Source organism: Burkholderia cepacia, from assembly GCF_001718835.1.
In the GTDB taxonomy this organism is placed as follows: domain Bacteria; phylum Pseudomonadota; class Gammaproteobacteria; order Burkholderiales; family Burkholderiaceae; genus Burkholderia; species Burkholderia cepacia_F.
The window spans coordinates 2926325-2945844 of the sequence record NZ_CP013443.1 but is presented as its reverse complement, the minus strand read 5'-3'; the positions used below and the strand labels follow the sequence as shown (position 1 = coordinate 2945844).

Here is a 19520-nt window from a genome sequence, read left to right as displayed (position 1 = left end):
CCGGGCAAGTGAAGCGACAAACATGGGCAAGGTGTATCTGATCGGAGCAGGGCCGGGCGCGGCGGACCTCATCACGGTGCGCGGCGCGCGGCTGCTCGCGCAGGCGGACGTCGTGCTGCACGACGCGCTCGTCGAGCCCGCGATGCTCGACTACGCGCCGAACGCGCGCCGGATCGCGGTCGGCAAGCGCTGCGGGCAGCGCTCGACCGCGCAGCACTTCATCAACAAGCAGATCGTCGATGCGGCACGCGAGCACGCGTGCGTCGTGCGGCTGAAGGGCGGTGACCCGATGCTGTTCGGTCGTGCCGAAGAGGAGATGCGGGCGCTGGAAGCGGCCGGCATCGACTACGAGGTCGTGCCGGGCATCACCGCGGCACTGGCCGGCGCGGCGACGCTGAAGCGTTCGCTGACGCTGCGCGGCGTGTCGCGCAGCGTCGCGTTCGCGACGCACAGCCGCGCGCCGGGCAGCGACGAGATCCGCGAAGCCGCGCGTGCCGATTCGATCGTCTACTACATGGGCCGCGACAGCGCGCCCGGCATCGCGCAGGAACTGATCGACGCGGGCCGTGCGCCGGCGACGCCCGTGGCGATCGTCGAGGCATGCAGCACCGCGCGCGAGCGCTCGCTGACGCTGACGCTCGCACAGATGGCGGCGGGCGACGCGCAGGCGTGGCTCGATCCCGCGGAACCGAGCCTGCTGATGATCGGCGAGGCGTTCGCCGAACGTGGCGAGCACGCGAAACGGGCCGGCGGGATGCGCGACGCGGCCTGAGCGGAGCAGGGCGTCCGAAACAAAAAAGCGCCGGCTTGTGAAGGCCGGCGCTTTTTTCTTGTGCGGCAGGCGGGGCAGGTGCAGCGCTTACGCGCCGTCGTCCAGCTGATCGAGGCAATAGCGCGCGATCGCGTCGAGCACGCCGTCGTCTTCGCCGACGGGCGTCGCGCAGCGGATCTCGATGCCCGGATGCGCGGCGCGGCACGCATCGACGAGTTGCGGCAGATCGCGGCGCACATGGCCGCCCTGGCCGAAGAACACGGGCACGACGGTGATGTGCGAGCAGCCGGCCGCGACCTGCGCGGCGACGGCATCACCGAGCGTCGGCGTCATCAGCTCGAGGAATGCGAGCGACACGGACGAAGCGGGTTCGCCGCGCGCGGCGCGCAGTCGCGCGGCGAGCCGCTCGAACGGCTCGGCCCAGCGCGGGTCGCGGGCGCCGTGGCCGAACAGGACGATGCCGTGCGAACTCATGTCGAAGCCTCCGTCGTGACGCGGCGCTCAGTGCCGGTCGACCCACTTGAGCGCGAACAGGCCGAGCGCGAGATAGATCAGGCCCGGCGTCGCGGCCGTGAGCGGCGCGGGCCACGTGTTCAGCGTGCCGATGTGCGAGAACAGTGTATTGAGGAGCTGGAAGCTCATCCCGAGCATGATGCCGCCGAACACCTTCACGCCGACCACGCCCGCCCGCGTGTGCAGGTAAGCGAACGGCAGCGACAGCACGAGCATCACGAACACGGCGAACGGATACAGCAGCTTGCGCCACAGCGCGATGTCGTAGCGCTGCGTGTCCTGCTGGTTCTCGCGCAAATGCTGGATGTAGCGGAACAGGTTGATGATCGACATGCGCTCCGGCGACACGAGCAGCACCGACAGGATCTGCGGCGTCAGGTCCGAACGCAGCCGGTATTCGGGCAGCGATACCTGCTGCGACCGGTACACGGGGTTCAGCGCGTCGGCCGGCTGGCCGCTGATCGGCTTGATCGGCGTCAGCTCGGTCTCGGAGACGCCTTTCAGCAGCCAGTGGCCGGGCGGCTCGTAGCGTCCCGTCTGCGCGATCCGCACGTTCTGGAGCTGGAACTTCGAATCGAATTCGTAGATGCGCACGTTGCTGATCGTCGAGTCGGGCGACAGGCTGCCGACGTTGACGAAACGCGTGACCTGCTCGCCGTTCTCGCGGGCCGCGAGCGTGTCCTTCACCCACACGCCCGACTGGAAGTTCGACGACACCGATGCGCCGAGCGCCTGCAGCCGCACGCGTTCGGACAACTGATCGGCGTACGGGCCGACGAATTCGCCGATCAGGTAGGTGACGATCACGAGCGGTACGCCGATCTTCAGCAGCGAGCGCAGCGCCTGGTTGGTCGCGAGGCCCGACACGCGGAAGATCGTGAATTCCGAGTTCGCGGCCATCTGCGCGAACACGTAGATCGCACTGATCAGCGCGGCGACCGGGATGATCTCGTAGAAGCGCGACGGCGTCTGCAGCGCGACGCGCAGCACCGCGTAGCCGAACTTGTAGTTGCCGTGGCCGACCGAGTTCAGTTCGCTGATCAGGTCGAAGAAGAAGAACAGGCCCGAGAACGCGAACAGGATGAAGACGAACGTGATGTAGATCTGTCGCGCGAAGTACTTTTCATAGAGCCGCATCGATCATGCTCCCGAGCGGCCGAACAGCGCGCGTGTAAACAGCGGACGATTGCGCACGCGCAACCAGAAGATGAACGCGACGATCGCGGCGACGACGACGTGCAGGCCGACCAGGCCGACGCCGAACGACATCTTGCCCTGCTCGATCTGCGCCTGCACGACGTTCAGCAGGTTCGAGTACGTGAGGTAGATCAGCACGGCCATCACGAGGTTGATCGTGCGGCTGCGGCGCGGGTTCTGGTACGACAGCGGAATGCCGAGCACCAGCAGGTTGATCGCGATCAGCGGCAGCCCCGCGCGCCATGCGAATTCCGCGAGGTTGTCGCGCGTCGGGTTGCGCAGCAGGTCCGGCGTCGGCGTGCTGTTCGTGGTCGGCACGTTGGTGACCGGCGTGCTCGTGATCTTCACGCCGTAGCGCTCGAACTCCATGATCTTGAAGTTCGGCTGGCCGGGCGTGCCGTCGTAGCGGCGGCCGTCCTCCAGGACGACGAAGCGGCTGCCGTCGCGCGTTTCCGTGTGGCCCGTCTGCGATACGACCACGTTGACCTTGCCGTTCTCGGTCGACGTGACGAACACGTTCTGCACCTTGCTCTGGTCGGGCGTCATCTTCTCGATGAAGAATACGCGGTGGTTCGTGGCCGACTCGCGGAACTGGCCCGGCGCGAGCAGCGAGATCTCGTCGCGCTGCTGGAAGCGTGCCTTGATCATCTTGCTTTGCTGGTTCGACCACGGCCAGCCGACGAACGCGAAGAACGCGATCAGCAGGATGATCGGCGTGGCGAACACGCCGATCGGCTTGATGAGGCGCGTGAGGCTCACGCCCGACGCGAGCCAGACGACCATTTCGGAGTCCCGGTACCACCGGGTCAGCACGAACAGGATCGACACGAACAGCGTGACGACGAGCATCACGGCGAGGTAGCCGATCACGGTGAGGCCGATCAGCACGAGGACGTCCCGCGGATCGATTTCGCCGGACGCGGCGTAGCCGACGATGCGGATCATCATCGTCGTGAGCATGATCGTGAGCAGCACCATGAACACGGCGCCAGCCGTATACGCAAGCTCGCGCTGGAGGGAGCGTTCGAAGATCATTCTTGATGAGAAGAGGGCGGGAGGCTGCGCACGCGTAGCGGAGCGCTCGCGCCGCCACGGGAAAAATAGCGGATAATTGCGGCTTTCATCCTTAGCCCAGATTTTATCCGAGGACAAGCGCGATGGACTTTAGCATAAAAGGCTGTGATTGGAGCAAAGGCGAGGCGAAGGGGTTCCTGACCGGGAAGTCCGACTGCATCGTGCTCGGCATCTTCGAGGCGCAGACCCTTTCGGGCGCGGCGCTCGACATCGACACGGCCACCAAGGGACTGATTTCGCGCGTGGTGAAGGCCGGCGACATGGACGGCAAGCGCGGCAAGACGCTGTTCCTGCACGAAGTGTCGGGCATCGGCGCGTCGCGCGTGCTGCTCGTCGGCCTCGGCAAGCAGGATGCTTTCAACCAGAAAGCCTATAACGACGCAGCGACGGCCGCGTGGCGCGCGCTGCTGGCGACCAAGGTCGTCCAGGTCACGTTCACGCTCGCGCAACTGCCGGTCGACGAGCGCAGCTCCGACTGGGGCGTGCGCGCGGCGATTCTCGCGCTGCGCAACGAGACCTACCGCTTCACGCAGATGAAGAGCAAGCCGGAACCGGCGTCGCACACGCTCAAGCGCGTCGTGTTCAGCGTCGATCCGTCCGACGAGAAGGCCGCGAAGGTCGCGGTCAAGCAGGCCGTCGCGCTCGCGAACGGGATGGATCTGACCCGCGACCTCGGCAACCTGCCGGGCAACGTCTGCACGCCGACCTACCTCGGCAACACCGCGAAGAAGATCGCGAAGGATTGGGGCCTGAAGGCGGAAGTGCTCGGGCTCAAGCAGATCCAGGCGCTGAAGATGGGCTCGTTCCTGTCGGTCGCGCGCGCGTCGGTCGAGCCGCCGCAGTTCATCGTGCTGCACTACCAGGGCGCCGCCGCGAAGGCCGCGCCGGTCGTGCTGGTCGGCAAGGGCATCACGTTCGACACGGGCGGCATCTCGCTGAAGCCGGGCGAGGGCATGGACGAGATGAAGTACGACATGTGCGGCGCCGGTTCGGTGCTCGGCACGATGCGTGCGGTCGCCGAGATGGGCCTGAAGATCAACGTCGTCGCGATCGTGCCGACCTGCGAGAACATGCCGGGCGGCAACGCGACGAAGCCGGGCGACATCGTCACGAGCATGAAGGGCCTGACGATCGAGGTGCTGAACACCGACGCCGAAGGCCGCCTGATCCTGTGCGACGCGCTCACGTATGCCGAGCGCTTCAAGCCGGCCGCCGTGATCGACGTTGCAACGCTGACGGGCGCATGCGTGATCGCGCTGGGCGGCCACAACAGCGGCCTGTTCTCGACGGACGACGCGCTCGCGGGCGAACTGCTCGACGCGTCGCGCGAGGCGAACGACCCGGCATGGCGCATGCCGCTCGACGACGAGTACCAGGATCAGCTGAAGTCGAACTTCGCCGATCTCGCGAACATCGGCGGGCGCCCGGCCGGCGCCGTGACCGCCGCGTGCTTCCTGTCGCGCTTCACCGACAGCTATCCGTGGGCTCACCTCGACATCGCGGGCACCGCGTGGAAGGGCGGTGCGGCGAAGGGGGCGACGGGCCGTCCGGTGCCGTTGCTCGCGCAGTTCCTGATCGACCGCGCCGGCCAGTGATGGCGGTGTCGACGACGCTGCGGGTACGCGGGCAATGACGCGGATCGATTTCCACTCGAACGTCGGCGATTCGCTCGCGTACGCGTGCCGGCTGCTGCGCAAGGCCTACCAGGCCGGGCAGCCGGTCGTCGTGCTCGCCGAGCCCGCGCGCCTGCGCGCGCTCGACGAGCGGCTCTGGACGTTCTCGCCGCTCGATTTCATCCCGCATTGCGGTGTCGACAGCGAGCACGCAGCCGGCACGCCGATCGTGCTGGCCGCGGATCTCGACCGCGCACCGCATCACCACGTGCTGCTGAACCTCGGCGCGGCCGTGCCCGCGCAGTTTGCCCGCTTCGAGCGCCTGCTCGAAGTGGTCGGCAACGCGCCGGAGGAACTGGCCGCGGGCCGTGACCGCTATCGGTTCTACCGCGACCGCGGATACGCGCTGAACAACTACAAGCAGGGCGGCTAGCCAGTCGACGGAGTATCACCGTGGGACAAGCCGAAACCTCCTCGATCCCGACGCTGACCGACGTGCTGGTGCCGGGCCATCCGGCGCCCGCGCGCGGGCGCGAGGCCGGGTTGCCGCAGGACGACGCGGCGATTCCGGTGCTGACCGACGTGATCGCGCCGGGCAATCCGGCCGCGATGGCGCCGGAGGCTGCGGCGCAGACGGCGCCAGCGCCCGAAACGGCTGCGCCTGCCGACATCGAAGCCGGCCCCGCGACGGTCGTGGTCCAGCCGGTGCCGATGCCGGAGGTGCCGGTCGTCGAGCTGGCGCCGGTCCAGCGGGAGGCGGAAGCGCCCGAGATGGCCGCGCAGGCTGCCGAGACGGCGGCAGCGTTGACGCCGGAAGATGCCCAGCACATCGCCGAGCGTCTGCGCAATCGACTGACGAACTATCTGACCGGGGAAGGGCGCGACGCCATCGAGGCCCGTTGTCGCGACGCGCTGCATGAGCATTCGGCCTGGCTGGTCGGCCAGATCACGCGCGAAGTGGCGCTGGCGCTGGAAACCGAGGTGATGGACTGGGTTCGCGACGCAGTCGACGAGGAAATCGCACGCCGCCGCATCGGACATTCGGGCTGACCGGGCCGGCCTTATCTGAGCGACATCACCCACTGCGCGAGCGCGTGGGCTTCGGTGTTCGTCAGTTGCGTATTGGCGGGCATCGGTACGCCGCCCCATACACCGACGCTGCCTTTCACGATCGTCTGTGCGAGGTAGTCGCTCGCGTCGCCGCGCGCCGCATACTTGCCGGCGATGTCGTGGAACGACGGGCCCATCAGCGGTTTGCCGATCGCGTGGCAGGCCATGCAGTTCTTGCGCTGGGCAAGCGCGAGCCCGTCCGCCTCGGCGGCGTGCGCGGCCGTGCCGCCGAGCAGCAGGGTCAGGAGCGTCGCGCGCAATATCATCTGTTTCATGCGGTTCTCCGCCGGCGGGGACGGCCGGCTTCATGACCCGCGCATTATAAAAGCAAAGGGAGCGCGAGTTTTTCGCGCTCCCTTTGCGTTCGGTCAATCAGGGCCGCATTCCGGCCCGGACGGGCGTCAGCCGGTCACGGCACCCTGGTTCGCGGGCCGGGCGAGTGCCGCGAATTTCGCGAGCACGCCGCGCGTGTAGCGCGGTGCCGGCTGCTGCCACGCGGCGCGGCGGCGCGCGAGTTCCGCGTCGTCCACGTTCAACTGCAGCAGCAGCCGGTGCGCGTCGATCGTGATCGAGTCTCCTTCCTGCACGAGCGCGATCGTGCCGCCGACGAACGCCTCGGGTGCGACATGGCCGACCACCATGCCCCAGGTGCCGCCCGAGAAGCGGCCGTCGGTGATGAAACCGACCGATTCGCCGAGCCCCTTGCCGATGATCGCGGACGTCGGCGCGAGCATTTCGGGCATGCCGGGGCCACCCTTCGGGCCGAGATAGCGCAGCACGAGGATGTCGCCTGCCTGGATCCGGTCGCCGAGAATCGCGTCCATCGCGCTCTGCTCGTCGTCGAACACGCGCGCCGGGCCCGTGATCACGGGGTTCTTCAGGCCGGTGATCTTCGCGACCGCGCCGTCTTCCGCGAGATTGCCTTTCAGGATCGCAAGGTGGCCTTCCTTGTACAGCGCGCGGTCGATCGGGAAGATCACGTCCTGGTCCGCGCGCGGCGGGCACGTCCTTCAGTTCGTCGGCGATCGTGCGGCCGGTGATCGTCATGCAGTCGCCGTGCAGCAGCCCCGCGTCGAGCAGGATCTTCAGCACCTGCGGAATCCCGCCGGCCCGGTGCAGGTCGGTCGCGACGTACTTCCCCGACGGCTTCAGGTCGCAGATCACGGGCACGCGCTTGCGGATGCGCTCGAAGTCGTCGATCGTCCAGTCGACCTCGGCCGCGTGCGCGATCGCGAGATAGTGCAGCACGGCATTGGTCGAACCGCCCGTCGCCATGATCACCGACACCGCGTTCTCGATCGACTCCTTCGTGATGATGTCGCGCGGCTTCAGGTCGCGTTTCACGGCCTCGACGAGCACGCGCGCCGACTCGGCGGCCGAATCGACCTTCTCCTGGTCGGGGTTGGCCATCGTCGACGAGCACAGCAGCGACATCCCGAGCGCCTCGAACGACGAACTCATCGTGTTCGCGGTGTACATCCCGCCGCACGAACCCGATGTCGGGCATGCGTTCTGCTCGACGCCTTCGAAATCCTCCTGCGACATCCGGCCCGCGGTGAATTCGCCGACCGCCTCGAACGACGAGACGATCGTCAGGTCCCGGCCCTTCCAGTTGCCGGGGCGGATCGTGCCGCCGTAAACGTAGATGCCCGGCACGTTCAGGCGCGCGAGCGCGATCATCCCGCCCGGCATGTTCTTGTCGCAGCCGCCGACCACGACCACGCCGTCCATCCATTGCCCCTGCACGCAGGTCTCGATGCAGTCGGCGATCACCTCGCGCGACACGAGCGAGTACTTCATGCCTTCGGTGCCCATCGACATGCCGTCCGAAATCGTCGGCGTGCCGAAGATCTGCGGGTTTGCATCGGATGCCTTCACGGCCGCGACGGCCGCGTCCGACAGGCGCTGCAGGCCCGAATTGCACGGCGTGATCGTCGAATGGCCGTTCGCGATGCCGATCATCGGCTTGTCGAAATCGTCCTTCTGGTAGCCGAGCGCGTAATACATCGAGCGGTTCGGCGATCGCGCCACGCCTTGCGTGATGTGCTTCGAGCGGCGGTTGTAAGCCATGGGGGACTCCATCCTTGTTGGCGGGGACGTCGGCGGGTGCGTTCGGCGGCGACGCATCGACTCGGCTGAGGCAAGCATGCAATGTCCGTTTGCGCGTGTCCAATATATTATTCATCGCTTATTAGGTCGATTTTCATATCACTGACGGATGCCTGACCTGACCCCCGACCTGCGCCAGTGGCGCTATTTCGCGACCGTCGCCGACGAGCGCCATTTCGGCCGCGCGGCCGAACGCCTGTCGATGACGCAGCCGCCGCTGTCGCAGGCGATCCGCGCGCTCGAGGACGCGCTCGGTGTCGCGCTGTTCGTGCGCAGCAAGCGCTCGGTGGCGCTGACGGCGGTCGGGGCCGCGCTGTTGCCCGACGTGCGCCGGCTGCTGGCGTCGGCCGATGCGTTGCCGCCGCTGGCGCGACGGCTCGCGCGCGGCGAGGCCGGCTCGTTGTCGCTCGCGTTCGTGTCGACCGCCGATTACGGGCTGCTGCCTTCGCTGCTGCGTGCGTTCGGCGCGCGCTATCCGCAGGTGCGCCTGCAACTCGCGGAGTCGACGAGCGACGTGCAGATCGACGAACTCGTCGCCGGCCGCATCGACGCGGGGCTCGTCATTCCGCCCGTGCCGCCGCGCCACGCGGCCGGGCTGTCGTACCTGCCGGTCCTGCGCGAGCCGCTGGTGATCGCGATGCCGGCGGCCGCGAGCGACGCGCCTGAAGACGAGCCCGTCCATCTCGCGGAAGTCGCCGCGTTGCCGCTCGTGATCTTTCCGCGTCGTTTGGCGCCCGGCTTTTATGACATCATTACGGGCTGCTACGGCGCGGCGGGGGAAACTCCGCGCATCGGCCAGGAGGCGATCCAGATGCAGACGATCGTCAGCCTCGTGTCGGCCGGCATGGGCGTCGCACTGGTGCCGCAATCGCTGCGTAACCTGCGGCGCACCGGCGTGGTCTACCGGCCGCTCGCCGGTCACGCGCCGGTCGTCGAAACGGGCCTCGTGTGGCGTACCGGCGACGTGAGCCCCGTGCTGGCCGGCTTCATCGACGTCGTGCGCGCGCAGGGGCTTGCCCCGTGACGTGAACGATGGCGCGCCGGTGCCGTCCAACGCGCGGTGCCGCGCGTGTGCGACGGCCGTACCGCATTCGAAAACTTCTTCGCTAACCCATGATCATTCACCCGAATTTCGACCCCGTTGCGATCCATCTCGGGCCGCTGGCCGTGCGCTGGTACGGGCTCATGTATCTCGTCGGCTTCATCGCGGCGATCGTCGTCGGCCGGATCCGCCTGAAGCTGCCGCACGTCGCGGCGCAGGGCTGGACCGCGAAGGACATCGACGACATGATGTTCTACGGCGTGCTCGGCACCGTGCTCGGCGGCCGCCTCGGCTACGTGCTGTTCTACAAGGCCGATTTCTACTTTTCGCATCCGCTCGACGTGTTCAAGGTGTGGGAGGGCGGCATGTCGTTTCACGGCGGTTTCCTCGGCGTGACGCTCGCGATGGTGCTGTTCGCGTGGCAGCGCAAGCGTCATTGGCTGCAGGTCACCGATTTCGTTGCGCCGATGGTGCCGACGGGGCTCGCGGCCGGGCGGCTCGGCAATTTCATCAACGGTGAACTATGGGGCCGCGTGACCGATCCGTCCGCACCGTGGGCGATGCTGTTTCCGGGGGCAATGCGCGACGATGCGGCCTGGTTGCCGAAGCACCCGGAGCTCGTCGAGAAGTGGCATCTCGCCGACGTGTTCATGCAATACCAGATGCTGCCGCGCCATCCTTCGCAGCTCTATGAAATTGCGCTCGAAGGCATCGTGCTGTTCTTCGCGCTGTTCTTCTTCGCGCGCAAGTCGCGGCCGATGGGCGCCGTGTCCGCGCTGTTCCTGATCGGCTACGGCCTCGCACGCTTCACGGTCGAGTTCGCACGCGAGCCCGACGACTTCCTCGGCCTGCTCGCGCTCGGCCTGTCGATGGGGCAGTGGCTGTCGCTGCCGATGATCCTCGCGGGTGTCGCACTGATGGTCTGGGCGTATCGCCGCCGCGCGGCGGCCTCGGCTACGTGATGCGATCGCGCAACTGACGCACCGACGAAAAACGCCGGCCACTGGGCCGGCGTTTTCGCATCCGAAGTGCTCGAGCGTCGTGCGTTACTTCATCTGCACGGAACCGTTGACGGTGACCGACACGGTAGCCTTGCCGCCTTCGACCGCGATCGGTGCGCTCATCTTTGCGCTGTCCATCGGTGCGGCGGCCATCGCCATCATGCGCGGATACGGCTGCACGTTGCGGCCGCTGCCGACGTTCACGTCGCGGATCGTGTAGCTGCTGTAGCCGAATGCCTTCGCGGCTTCGTCCGCGCGGGCGCGGAACGACTTGATCGCCTCGGTCGTCAGCTTCTGCTCGGCTGCGCGCTGCGCTTCGGGCGACAGCGAGAACTCGACGTTCGCGACCTGCATCAGGTTCGACAACTGGCCGGCCAGCTTCGACGCCGCGGCGAAATCGCGCGATTCGAGCGCGACCTCGGTGCGGCCGCGCCATGCGGAAATCTTGCCGTCGCGATCGGTGCTCGGATAGACGGAGAACGCGCCCGTGTGGGCCGTGACGCCCGATACGCCCTTCGCTTGCGACAGGGCGGCGTCGGCGCGCTGGTTCAATTATTGCGCGGTGAGGCTGCCCGGATCCTTGGCCTGCTGCTCGTAGAACAGCGTGATGTGGATGATGTCCTGCGGCACGTCGGCGCTGGCCTGCGACGACAGCGACAGCACGCCTGCCGGCTCCGGAAAGTGCGGGTTCGCGGCTTGCGCGTGCGCGGCGGGCGACGCGAGCGTCAGCGCGACGGGAACGGCGGCGGCAAGGGCGAGCGACAGCGCGAGTGCGGATTTCTTGGTCATTGTTGGACTCCTTGTGCGAGGGCGCGCACGCGGATCACGCGTGCGCGACGCGGGCGTACCGCGCGACGAGAAAACGACGGCCGGCTCGATCGGCCGGCAGCGGTTGCTTAGGCCGCGCGAACGTGCCGTGAGTTCCGCGGCGGCGGCGCGTACTGACCAGATTTGACGTTTGGCGTGCGCCTACTTCATCAGCTTTTCGGTGATGAACCGCCATTCGGCGCGCGTGACGGGCGTGATCGACAGCCGGTTGCCGCGTGCGAGCACGCGCATGTCGGCGAGTTCGTCGTGTTCGCGCAGCGCGGCGAGCGGCACGAGCGGCGATTTCTTCACGTAGCGCACGTCGACGAGCAGCCAGCGCGGCGCTTCCCGGGTCGACTTCGGATCGTAATAGGGGCTTTTCGGATCGAACTGCGTGGGATCGGGGTAGGGCGTCGACGACACCTCGGCGAGGCCTGCGATGCCCGGCTCGGGGCAGCTCGAGTGATAGAACAGCACGCCGTCGCCGATCTTCATCGTGTCGCGCATGAAATTGCGCGCCTGATAATTGCGCACGCCCGTCCACGGCAGCGAGCGCTGCGGTGCGTTGGCGAGATCGTCGATGCTTGCTTCGTCCGGTTCGGACTTCATCAGCCAGTATTGCATGGATCGTGATCGACGCAGAAAGAAGGCTGCTACAAAAGAAAACGGCACCGGGCTTTGCCCGATGCCGTTGGATAGGCCCCCGCCTTGGCCGCTAGGCCGGCATCCTGAACCTGAGGTTCAGAATTGGTCGCAGTTAGCAGCACTTCGGGTACATCAGACAGAGTGACGCGCGCGCCCGTGCTACAAATTTCCGCAACCGTGCACATGGCATTGGTTCAAGGAATATATGACCTTGGCGAACCAGGCAGGGAAGCTGACTGAACTGTGATTCGATGCGCCAATTTGACCACCGTTGATCGCCGAGATCAAGGGGAATCGACGCATCGATTAAAACGTTACTGCGTCTCGTGCTGTGCGAGCACCGCGCCGAGCTGTTCGTTCATCTGGTGCATTGTACGACGGATTTCCTCCGCCGGAAATGCTTCACCGTGCCGCACGCTCGTTTGCAGCCGCAGCAATTCGGAAGCGAGCGACAGCGCCGCCATCACGGCGATGCGATCGGTGCCGCGTACCGAGCTGTTCGAGCGGATTTTCGACATTTCGGCGTCGACGCGTGCGACCGCTTCGAGCAGCGCCGCTTCGGTCTCGGCCGAACAGGCGAGCCGATAGGCCTGACCGAGAATCGAGACTTCGATCTGCTTGGTGCTCATGCATGTTCTCCGTGGCTGGCCGCGTCATCGCCATCCGTACGCGCCTGCGCATCCAGCAGGTCGAGCTGGTTGTCGGCTTGCTCCGCGCTTTTCGAGCGCGGCAGCTTTTCGAGAATCGCGTTCAGTTTCACCTGGGCGTCGTCGATCTTTGCCGACAGCGTGTCGCGCTCGGCCGCGAGCGCATTGCGTTCGTCGCGCAGTTGCGCGAGTTCCGCGCGGACCGTGTCCGCGTCCGCGCGCAATTGCGCGACCTGCTCCTCGAGCGCGAGCCGTTCCGAGTGATAGCGCTTGTTCAGCGAAATCAGACGGCCAATATTTTGAGATAGGGTTTCGAGTTCGTTGAGCATTTGCTGCGTCCTCTAAAGACCCAGCATTTTAGCGCGGAATAACGCGCAAACCGACATCTGTAACGTTTCCAGTCGTAACACCCCTGCTTCTTGCCGCGAATATGCCGGTTGCGCGTCGCGCGGACCGTTTTCTTGACGCTCGTGCGACCCGCTCCTAAACTGGCGCCGCCTCGGTGCTCGCGCGTGCCACGCGCGGTTAAACGGGAAGCAGGGCGCGGGCTCCGCCAGGAAGCCGCCAACCTGCGCTGCCCCCGCAACGGTAAGCGGCCGCATCGGACGATGCAGGCCGGCTCGGGTGCGCTCGGCGTGTGCGGTTCGCACGCGGGCGCAGGCCACTGCGCATGTCTTGCGCGGGAAGGCGAGCCGGACGCCGCCAGCCCGGATACCGGCCGAGGCGGGGAGCCCGCACGGGCTTCGTGACGCGCGGCCTGCGGGGAAGCGGGGCGCGCTGCGGTTCACAGGACTTTCTTCGATGCCGACCCCAATCGCTCGCACGGCGCTCGGCGCGCTTTGCGGGCTGCCGCTTGCCGCCGCCGCGCAGACGACGGCCGCCGACGGCAATGGCCCCGCCGCACCCACGGCCGCATCCGCCGGCCATACCGTTGACGCCGCGCTGCTCGCGCCGGTCGTCGTCACCGCGCAGCGTGCGCCGCAGGCGCTCGCCGACGCGATCCCGCAAACCACCGTGTTCGACGCGCAGGACCTCGCCGCGCATCCCGGCGCCGACCTGCCGACGCTGCTCGCGCTTGCGCCGGGCGCGCAGATCGTGCGCAACGGCGGCCCGGGCGCGACCGCGACGCTGTTCCTGCGCGGCGCGCAATCGACGCAGTCGCTCGTGCTGATCGACGGCGTGCGGGTCGATTCCGCGAGTCTCGGCACAGCGCAACTGAGCCAGTTGCCGCTCGACCAGATCGAGCGCGTCGAGGTGGTGAACGGCAACGTGTCGTCGCTGTATGGCTCCGGCGCGATCGGCGGCGTCGTGCAGGTGTTCACGAAGCATGGCGGCAATCATCCGCCGCGCTTCAATTTCGCGGTCGGCCTCGGCAGCTACGGCACGCAGACCCAGCAGGCGGGCGTGTCGGGCCGGCTCGACGGCGAAGGCAGGACGACCTTCAGCGTGTCGGTCGCGCGCGAGAAGGACAATGGATTCTCCGCGCTCGATCCGGCGAAGCGGCCGAAGGCGAACCCGAACGCGAACGGCTATCTGAACGAGAGCGTCACCGCGTCGCTGCGGCACCGCTTCGACGACCGCTGGGACGCAGGCGTCAGCTACTTTCAGTCGAACGGCAACAGCAGCTACGACAGCGCGTTCGGCGCGCCGACCGACCTGAACAACCTGTATTCGCGCGTGCAGCAGGCGCGCGCGTTCGCGAACGGCAAGCTGTTCGACTGGTGGACGACGCACGTGAGCGTCGCGATCGGCAACGACCGCAACCAGTCGGAACTGAACGGCGCTTACACCGACCACTTCAATACCGACGGCCGCCAGTACACGTGGCAGAACGATTTCCGGATCGCGCCGGACCACGTGATCCAGGCCGGCTACGAACGGCTCGACCAGCAGTTCATGTCGAACGTCTATGCGGTGCCGCAGCGTCACGTGAATTCCGGCTGGCTCGGCTACACGGCACGCATCGGCCGCCAGCAGTTCCAGGCGAACGTGCGGCGCGACCAGTATTCGGATTTCGGCGGCGCGAACTCGTACTATCTCGGCTACGGTCTCGATCTCACCGACCGGTGGAAAGTCACCGCGAGCTATTCGAGCGCGTTTCGCGCACCGACCTTCAACGACCTCTACTACCCGATTTACGGTAATCCGTCGATTCGGCCCGAGCGCAGCCATTCGGTCGAGGCCGCGGTGCAGTATGCGTCCGATGCGGTGGGCGTCGCGCGCCTGACCGCATTTCAGACGCGTTACACGAACCTCATCGACTACCAGCCCGTCGCGCGGAACGTCGGCCGCGCGAAGGTACAGGGGCTCGAAGCATCGTGGCAGGGGCATGTCGGCGCGACCGACGTGCGGGTCGCCGCCACCTTGCAGAACCCGGTCGACGAATCGCAGAATCGGGACCTGGACCGTCGCGCGCGGCGTTTCGCGTCGGCTTCGGTGAGCCGTGCGTTCGGTCCCGTGCGGGTCGGCGGTGAATGGCTCGTCAGTGGCGCGCGCAACGATCGATACGGCGGACGTCTCGGCGGCTACGGGCTCGTCAACCTGTCCGCGCGCTACAACATCACGAAGGCGTGGTACGTCAGCGCACGCATCGACAACCTCTTCGACAAGGACTACGAGCTTGCCTATGCCTACAACACGCCGCGCCGCGGCGCCTATGTCACGCTCGGCTGGCAGCAGCAGTAAGCGGCCGGGCGGCGCGCCCGCGCGCGCGGGACGGGACGCCGCATGAGCGCCGCGCGCGCCACCACGATCTGGGCCGCGCTCGCGGTCGTGGTCACCGCGCTGTTCGTCGCGTCGCTGTCGATCGGCAGCGTGCCGATGTCGCCGTGGCAGGCGCTCGCGTCGCTCGTGCCGCATGGCGGCGACGCGCTGTTCGCCGACATCGTCCGCACGCTGCGCTTGCCGCGCGCGCTCGCGGGCTTCGCATGCGGTGCGCTGCTCGCGCTGGCCGGTTCGTTGTTGCAGGTGTTGCTGCGCAACCCGCTCGCCGATCCGTACGTGCTCGGCGTGTCCGGCGGTGCGGCCGGCTTCGCGCTCGTCGCGATGATCGCGGGCGGCGCATGGTGGCTCGTCGATGTGTCGGCGTTCGCCGGCTCGCTCGTGTCGGTCGCGCTCGTGCTCGGACTCGCGCGCCGCGAGCTGTGGCGCGGCGAGTCGCGCGATGCGTCGCCGCGGCTGCTGCTCACGGGCGTCGTGATCGCGGCGGGGTGGGGCGCGCTCGTCACGCTGCTGCTGTCGCTCGCGCCCGATGCGCGGCTGCGCGGGATCATCTTCTGGCTGACGGGCGACCTGAACGGCGTCAGCGCACCGTGGTTCGCGTGGGGCGCGCTGCTGCTGGCCGCGTGCATCGCACTGCCGGCCGCGCCGCAACTGAACGTGCTGCTGCGCGGCGATGCGACGGCGCTCGCGCTCGGCGTGCCCGTTGCGCGCCTGCGTGTGCGGATCTATCTCGTCGCGTCGCTGGCCGCCGCGGCCGCGGTGACGACGGCCGGCACGATCGGCTTCGTCGGCCTCGTCGTGCCGCACGCGCTGCGGCTCGCATTCGGCAACGATCAGCGGATGTTGCTGCCCGCCGCGATGCTCGCGGGCGGCGGTGGCGTGATGGCGGCCGACCTGCTCGCCCGCACCGCGATCGCGCCCGCGCAACTGCCGGTCGGCGTGATGACCGCGTTGATCGGCGTGCCGGTGTTCCTGTGGATGTTGCTCAGGAGGCCGATACGATGACCCGTGCCGCATTGCACGCCGCCGGCGCCGAGATGAGCTACGCGGCCGTCGGCCTGACGCTGAAGGCTGGCGCGCGCACGCTGCTCGACGGCTTCACGCAGGCGTTCCGTCCGGGCGAGATCTGGTGCGTCGCGGGGCCGAACGGCGCGGGCAAGACGACGCTGCTTGCGACCCTCGCGGGGCTGCAGCCGCCGGCCGGCGGACACGTCGAGATCGACGGCCGGCCGCTTGCCGCGTGGCCACCCGCGCAGCTCGCGCAGCGCCGCGCGCTGATGCCGCAGCAACTGCACGACGCATTCAGCGCGACCGTGTTCGATACGGTGCTGCTCAACCGCTTTCCGTATCTCGGCGGCTGGGGCTGGGAGCGCGACGGCGATCGCGCGGCCGCGCGCGACGCGCTGGCGACCTTCGACCTGGCCGCGCTTGCGTCGCGCGACGTGCTGTCGCTGTCGGGCGGCGAGCGGCAGCGCGTCGCGCTGGCCGCGACGCTGTGCCAGGCCGCGCCGTCGATGCTGCTCGACGAACCGCTCGCGCATCTCGACCTGCATCACCAGATCGATTGCCTGACCGCGCTGGCCGCCTGGCTCGACGCGGGCCCGCGCACGGTGCTGTTCTCGTGCCATGATCTGAATCTCGCGCGGCGTTTCGCGACGCATGCGCTGTTGCTCGACGGCCGCGGCCACGCGTGGGCCGGCCCCGTGCACGACGTGCTGACGCCCGAGCGCGCGAGCGACGCGTTCGGTTATCCGCTCGTGCTGATCCGCGAGAACGGCCGCGATGCGCTGCTGCCGGCGTGGCCCGAGCGGCGATGAATGCCTTTCTTTCGACGCGCGGCGGTTGCCGCGCCCATGAGGTGAACTCACGATGACACCGATCGACTTCCCGCCCGCGATCGCGCCGCTCGACGACGCGCTGCGCAAGCGCCTGCAGCATGTGATCGACCACAAGACCAAGCCGCCCGGCAGCCTCGGCCAGCTCGAGGCGGTCGCGCTGCAGGTCGGCCTGATCCAGCACACCGAGCGGCCGGTCGTGCAGCGTCCCGTGATGATCGTGTTCGCCGGCGATCACGGGATTGCCGCCGAAGGCGTGAGCCCCTATCCGCAGGCGGTGACCGCACAGATGGTCGCGAACTTCCTCGCCGGCGGCGCGGCAATCAACGCGTTCTCGGGCGTCGCGCAGAGCACGCTCGAGATCGTCGATGCCGGCGTCGCGTCGCCGCTGCCGCTGTCCGACCGGCTGGTGTCGCTGCCGGTCGCGCGCGGCACGCGCAACTTCGCGACGGAACCTGCGATGACGCGCGACGAGGCGATGACGGCGCTCGCGGCCGGCGCGGCGCGCGTGCGCCTGCATGCGTCGCTCGGCACGAACGTGATCGGCTTCGGCGAGATGGGGATCGCGAACACGTCGTCGGCCGCGTGCCTGATGAGCCGCCTGCTCGACGTGCCGATCGACGCCTGCGTCGGGCGCGGCACGGGCCTCGACGACCAGGGCCTCGCGCACAAGCGCGCGGTGCTCGGCCGTGCGCTCGTCAAGCACTCGCACGCGATCGCGCCGCTCGACGTGCTCGCGACGTTCGGCGGCTTCGAGATCGCGATGATGACGGGCGCGTATCTCGCGGCCGCGAGCGAACGGATGACGATCCTCGTCGACGGCTTCATCGCGACGGCCGCATTGCTCGTCGCCGAACGCATCGCGCCCGGCGTGCGCGACTACTGCGTGTTCTCGCATACGTCGCACGAGGCCGGACACCGGCGCATGCTCGAGCATTTCGGCGCGAAGCCGCTGCTCGCGCTCGACCTGCGGCTCGGCGAAGGCACGGGCGCGGCGCTCGCGCTGCCGCTCGTGCGTGCGGCCGCTGCGTTCCTCACGGAAATGGCGAGCTTCGAATCCGCCGGTGTCGACGATCGTGACGCCTGATCGCGCGCGCGGCGCGCGGGCCGAGCTGCGCTACTTCTTCGTCGCACTCGGCTACTTCACGCGCGTGCCCGTGCCGCGCGCGATCGGCTACGCGGCCGGCGATCTCGACCAGGCCGCGCGTTATTTCCCGCTCGTCGGCGCATGCGTCGGCGCGTGGGGCGCGCTCGTGTATCTGGTCGCGCTGCGCGCGCTGCCCGTGTCGATCGCGGTCGGGCTGTCGATGGCCGCCACGCTGCTCGCAACGGGGGCCTTCCACGAGGACGGCCTCGCCGACAGCTGCGATGCGTTCGGCGGCGGCTATACGCGCGACGACGTGCTGCGCATCATGCACGACTCGCGGATCGGCACGTTCGGCGCGGTCGCGCTCGTGATCGCGCTCGGCGTGAAATGGCAGGCACTTGCGTCGATGCTGCCGTTGCGTGCCGCATGGACGATGATCGCCGCGCACGCGGCGAGCCGCGCGGCGGCCGTGAGCCTGCTGATGACGCTCGACTACGTGCGGCCCGAAGGCAAGGCGAAACCGGTCGCGCAACGGATGGGGGCGCGCGCGGCGTGTGTCGCCGCGCTGTTCGGATTGCCGTGGCTGTTCTGGCCCGACTGGCGCATGGGCGTCGCCGCGCTCGGCGCGCTCGTGCTGCTGCGCGCGTGGCTCGCACGCTATCTGGTCCGGCGGATCGGCGGTTATACCGGCGACTGTCTCGGCTTCACGCAACAACTGTGCGAACTGGCAATCTATCTCGTGGTGCTCGGATGGACGTCGTCCTGATCCGTCATCCGGCCGTCGGTGTCGAGCCGGGCATATGCTACGGACGCAGCGACGTGCCGCTCGCCGCGTCGGCGCAGGCCGGCGCGCAGGGTGTGCGCGAGCGGCTCGACGCGTTGCGCGCGCCATTGCCGCAGCGCATCTGGTCGAGCCCGCTGACGCGCTGCGCGTCGGTGGCCGAGCGGCTCGCGCAGGCGCTCGGCGTGCCGTTGCAGTACGACGGATGCTGGCAGGAAATGGATTTCGGCGCGTGGGAGATGCGGCGCTGGGACGATATCGATCGCGCGGCACTCGATGCGTGGGCGGCCGACCTGATGCATGCGTGCGCGCATGGCGGCGAAAGCGTCGCGCGGTTCGCTGCCCGGGTCGCGCAAGGCGTCGACGCGACCGTGCAGGCCGATGCGCCGCAATGGGCGGTCACGCATGCGGGCGTGATCCGCGTGTTTGCGGCGCATGTACTGTGCGTGCCGCTCGATACGCTGCTGTCGCGGCCGGTGCCGTTCGGCGGCATCGTGTGGCTGCGCATGCACGATGCGGCCGGCGCGTGGGAGATCGTGCACTGGGACGCGTGAGCGTCGCGCGTC

Annotated in this window: 19 protein-coding genes, 1 other RNA gene, 2 pseudogenes and 1 riboswitch; of the genes and pseudogenes, 12 read left to right on the top strand and 10 right to left on the bottom strand. The window is 68.2% G+C overall.

Annotated elements, in window-relative coordinates:
* Window positions 1–22 precede the first annotated feature (22 nt).
* Entirely contained in the window at window positions 23–772 is a 750-nt protein-coding gene (gene cobA / locus WT26_RS16780) for a uroporphyrinogen-III C-methyltransferase (RefSeq protein ID WP_069273318.1), read from the top strand.
* Between the two features lie 87 nt (window positions 773–859).
* Here cobA and WT26_RS16775 read toward each other — a convergent pair whose 3' ends face one another.
* From WT26_RS16775 to lptF, 3 genes are read right to left on the bottom strand one after another with little or no spacing between them, the layout of a single operon-like run.
* Window positions 860–1246 carry a sirohydrochlorin chelatase gene (locus tag WT26_RS16775; RefSeq protein WP_069273317.1) on the bottom strand — a complete coding sequence of 129 codons (387 nt, stop codon included), beginning with the start codon at window positions 1244–1246 and terminating at the stop codon, window positions 860–862.
* Between the two features lie 27 nt (window positions 1247–1273).
* Entirely contained in the window at window positions 1274–2422 is a 1149-nt protein-coding gene (gene lptG / locus WT26_RS16770) for an LPS export ABC transporter permease LptG (RefSeq protein WP_059531803.1), read from the bottom strand.
* 3 nt (window positions 2423–2425) lie between these two features.
* Entirely contained in the window at window positions 2426–3517 is a 1092-nt protein-coding gene (gene lptF, locus WT26_RS16765) for an LPS export ABC transporter permease LptF (protein ID WP_059531806.1), read from the bottom strand.
* A 122-nt stretch (window positions 3518–3639) separates the two neighbouring features.
* Between lptF and WT26_RS16760 the strand changes: the two genes are divergently transcribed.
* The 3 genes from WT26_RS16760 to WT26_RS16750 are packed head-to-tail and all read left to right on the top strand — an operon-like array spanning window position 3640 to window position 6219.
* Window positions 3640–5151 carry a leucyl aminopeptidase gene (locus tag WT26_RS16760; protein ID WP_059531810.1) on the top strand — a complete coding sequence of 504 codons (1512 nt, stop codon included), beginning with the start codon at window positions 3640–3642 and terminating at the stop codon, window positions 5149–5151.
* A 34-nt stretch (window positions 5152–5185) separates the two neighbouring features.
* A complete protein-coding gene (locus tag WT26_RS16755) occupies window positions 5186–5602 on the top strand; it encodes a DNA polymerase III subunit chi (RefSeq protein ID WP_059531813.1) in 417 nt (138 codons plus the stop codon).
* Window positions 5603–5622: 20 nt separating this feature from the next.
* Window positions 5623–6219, top strand: a complete 597-nt coding sequence (locus WT26_RS16750) for a DUF2486 family protein (RefSeq protein ID WP_069273316.1) — start codon at window positions 5623–5625, stop codon at window positions 6217–6219.
* A gap of 11 nt (window positions 6220–6230) precedes the next feature.
* Here WT26_RS16750 and WT26_RS16745 read toward each other — a convergent pair whose 3' ends face one another.
* Together WT26_RS16745 and ilvD are read right to left on the bottom strand one after the other, a co-directional pair.
* Window positions 6231–6554 carry a c-type cytochrome gene (locus tag WT26_RS16745; protein ID WP_069273315.1) on the bottom strand — a complete coding sequence of 108 codons (324 nt, stop codon included), beginning with the start codon at window positions 6552–6554 and terminating at the stop codon, window positions 6231–6233.
* 126 nt (window positions 6555–6680) lie between these two features.
* A pseudogene (ilvD, locus tag WT26_RS16740) lies at window positions 6681–8349 on the bottom strand (dihydroxy-acid dehydratase).
* A gap of 148 nt (window positions 8350–8497) precedes the next feature.
* Between ilvD and WT26_RS16735 the strand changes: the two are divergent.
* Entirely contained in the window at window positions 8498–9412 is a 915-nt protein-coding gene (locus WT26_RS16735) for a LysR substrate-binding domain-containing protein (RefSeq protein WP_069273314.1), read from the top strand.
* An 89-nt stretch (window positions 9413–9501) separates the two neighbouring features.
* A complete protein-coding gene (lgt, locus tag WT26_RS16730; RefSeq protein ID WP_069273313.1) occupies window positions 9502–10392 on the top strand; it encodes a prolipoprotein diacylglyceryl transferase in 891 nt (296 codons plus the stop codon).
* A gap of 84 nt (window positions 10393–10476) precedes the next feature.
* On the opposite strand, the pseudogene WT26_RS16725 reads toward lgt, so the two are convergent.
* The 5 genes and pseudogenes from WT26_RS16725 to WT26_RS16705 form a co-directional block, all read right to left on the bottom strand.
* Window positions 10477–11220: pseudogene (locus tag WT26_RS16725) on the bottom strand (SIMPL domain-containing protein).
* A 180-nt stretch (window positions 11221–11400) separates the two neighbouring features.
* Complete coding sequence (locus WT26_RS16720; RefSeq protein ID WP_021160795.1) at window positions 11401–11862, bottom strand: EVE domain-containing protein; 462 nt, start codon at window positions 11860–11862, stop codon at window positions 11401–11403.
* Window positions 11863–11934: 72 nt separating this feature from the next.
* Window positions 11935–12116: non-coding RNA, 6S RNA (gene ssrS, locus WT26_RS16715), on the bottom strand.
* Between the two features lie 81 nt (window positions 12117–12197).
* A complete protein-coding gene (locus WT26_RS16710) occupies window positions 12198–12512 on the bottom strand; it encodes a cell division protein ZapA (RefSeq protein ID WP_011352906.1) in 315 nt (104 codons plus the stop codon).
* Complete coding sequence (locus WT26_RS16705) at window positions 12509–12859, bottom strand: hypothetical protein (RefSeq protein ID WP_021160796.1); 351 nt, start codon at window positions 12857–12859, stop codon at window positions 12509–12511. The genes WT26_RS16710 and WT26_RS16705 overlap by 4 nt, the downstream gene beginning before the upstream one ends.
* Window positions 12860–13013: 154 nt before the next feature.
* Window positions 13014–13268, top strand: a riboswitch (cobalamin riboswitch).
* Window positions 13269–13331: 63 nt separating this feature from the next.
* On the opposite strand from WT26_RS16705, the gene WT26_RS16700 reads away from it, so the two are divergent.
* From WT26_RS16700 to cobC, 6 genes are read left to right on the top strand one after another with little or no spacing between them, the layout of a single operon-like run.
* Window positions 13332–15215, top strand: a complete 1884-nt coding sequence (locus WT26_RS16700; RefSeq protein ID WP_069270465.1) for a TonB-dependent receptor domain-containing protein — start codon at window positions 13332–13334, stop codon at window positions 15213–15215.
* Window positions 15216–15257: 42 nt separating this feature from the next.
* Window positions 15258–16256, top strand: coding sequence for a FecCD family ABC transporter permease (locus tag WT26_RS16695; RefSeq protein ID WP_069273312.1), 999 nt, complete (start codon window positions 15258–15260; stop codon window positions 16254–16256).
* The gene (locus tag WT26_RS16690) at window positions 16253–17068 is read left to right on the top strand and encodes an ABC transporter ATP-binding protein (RefSeq protein ID WP_069273311.1); all 816 of its coding nucleotides are present in this window, start codon (window positions 16253–16255) and stop codon (window positions 17066–17068) included. Before WT26_RS16695 ends, WT26_RS16690 begins: the two co-directional genes overlap by 4 nt.
* Window positions 17069–17120: 52 nt before the next feature.
* Window positions 17121–18173 carry a nicotinate-nucleotide--dimethylbenzimidazole phosphoribosyltransferase gene (cobT, locus tag WT26_RS16685; protein ID WP_069273310.1) on the top strand — a complete coding sequence of 351 codons (1053 nt, stop codon included), beginning with the start codon at window positions 17121–17123 and terminating at the stop codon, window positions 18171–18173.
* The gene (locus WT26_RS16680) at window positions 18163–18939 is read left to right on the top strand and encodes an adenosylcobinamide-GDP ribazoletransferase (RefSeq protein WP_069273792.1); all 777 of its coding nucleotides are present in this window, start codon (window positions 18163–18165) and stop codon (window positions 18937–18939) included. The genes cobT and WT26_RS16680 overlap by 11 nt, the downstream gene beginning before the upstream one ends.
* A complete protein-coding gene (cobC, locus tag WT26_RS16675; protein WP_069273309.1) occupies window positions 18924–19508 on the top strand; it encodes an alpha-ribazole phosphatase in 585 nt (194 codons plus the stop codon). Before WT26_RS16680 ends, cobC begins: the two co-directional genes overlap by 16 nt.
* Window positions 19509–19520: the final 12 nt, after the last annotated feature.

Excerpts from the sequence above, each read along its gene's own strand:
- cobA (WP_069273318.1), top strand. The coding sequence starts at position 23 with ATGGGCAAGGTGTATCTGATCGGAGCAGGGCCGGGCGCGGCGGACCTC.
- WT26_RS16775 (WP_069273317.1), bottom strand. The coding sequence starts at position 1,246 with ATGAGTTCGCACGGCATCGTCCTGTTCGGCCACGGCGCCCGCGACCCG.
- lptG (WP_059531803.1), bottom strand. The coding sequence starts at position 2,422 with ATGCGGCTCTATGAAAAGTACTTCGCGCGACAGATCTACATCACGTTC.
- lptF (WP_059531806.1), bottom strand. The coding sequence starts at position 3,517 with ATGATCTTCGAACGCTCCCTCCAGCGCGAGCTTGCGTATACGGCTGGC.
- WT26_RS16760 (WP_059531810.1), top strand. The coding sequence starts at position 3,640 with ATGGACTTTAGCATAAAAGGCTGTGATTGGAGCAAAGGCGAGGCGAAG.
- WT26_RS16755 (WP_059531813.1), top strand. The coding sequence starts at position 5,186 with ATGACGCGGATCGATTTCCACTCGAACGTCGGCGATTCGCTCGCGTAC.
- WT26_RS16745 (WP_069273315.1), bottom strand. The coding sequence starts at position 6,554 with ATGAAACAGATGATATTGCGCGCGACGCTCCTGACCCTGCTGCTCGGC.
- WT26_RS16735 (WP_069273314.1), top strand. The coding sequence starts at position 8,498 with ATGCCTGACCTGACCCCCGACCTGCGCCAGTGGCGCTATTTCGCGACC.
- lgt (WP_069273313.1), top strand. The coding sequence starts at position 9,502 with ATGATCATTCACCCGAATTTCGACCCCGTTGCGATCCATCTCGGGCCG.
- WT26_RS16720 (WP_021160795.1), bottom strand. The coding sequence starts at position 11,862 with ATGCAATACTGGCTGATGAAGTCCGAACCGGACGAAGCAAGCATCGAC.
- WT26_RS16710 (WP_011352906.1), bottom strand. The coding sequence starts at position 12,512 with ATGAGCACCAAGCAGATCGAAGTCTCGATTCTCGGTCAGGCCTATCGG.
- WT26_RS16705 (WP_021160796.1), bottom strand. The coding sequence starts at position 12,859 with ATGCTCAACGAACTCGAAACCCTATCTCAAAATATTGGCCGTCTGATT.
- WT26_RS16700 (WP_069270465.1), top strand. The coding sequence starts at position 13,332 with ATGCCGACCCCAATCGCTCGCACGGCGCTCGGCGCGCTTTGCGGGCTG.
- WT26_RS16695 (WP_069273312.1), top strand. The coding sequence starts at position 15,258 with ATGAGCGCCGCGCGCGCCACCACGATCTGGGCCGCGCTCGCGGTCGTG.
- WT26_RS16690 (WP_069273311.1), top strand. The coding sequence starts at position 16,253 with ATGACCCGTGCCGCATTGCACGCCGCCGGCGCCGAGATGAGCTACGCG.
- cobT (WP_069273310.1), top strand. The coding sequence starts at position 17,121 with ATGACACCGATCGACTTCCCGCCCGCGATCGCGCCGCTCGACGACGCG.
- cobC (WP_069273309.1), top strand. The coding sequence starts at position 18,924 with ATGGACGTCGTCCTGATCCGTCATCCGGCCGTCGGTGTCGAGCCGGGC.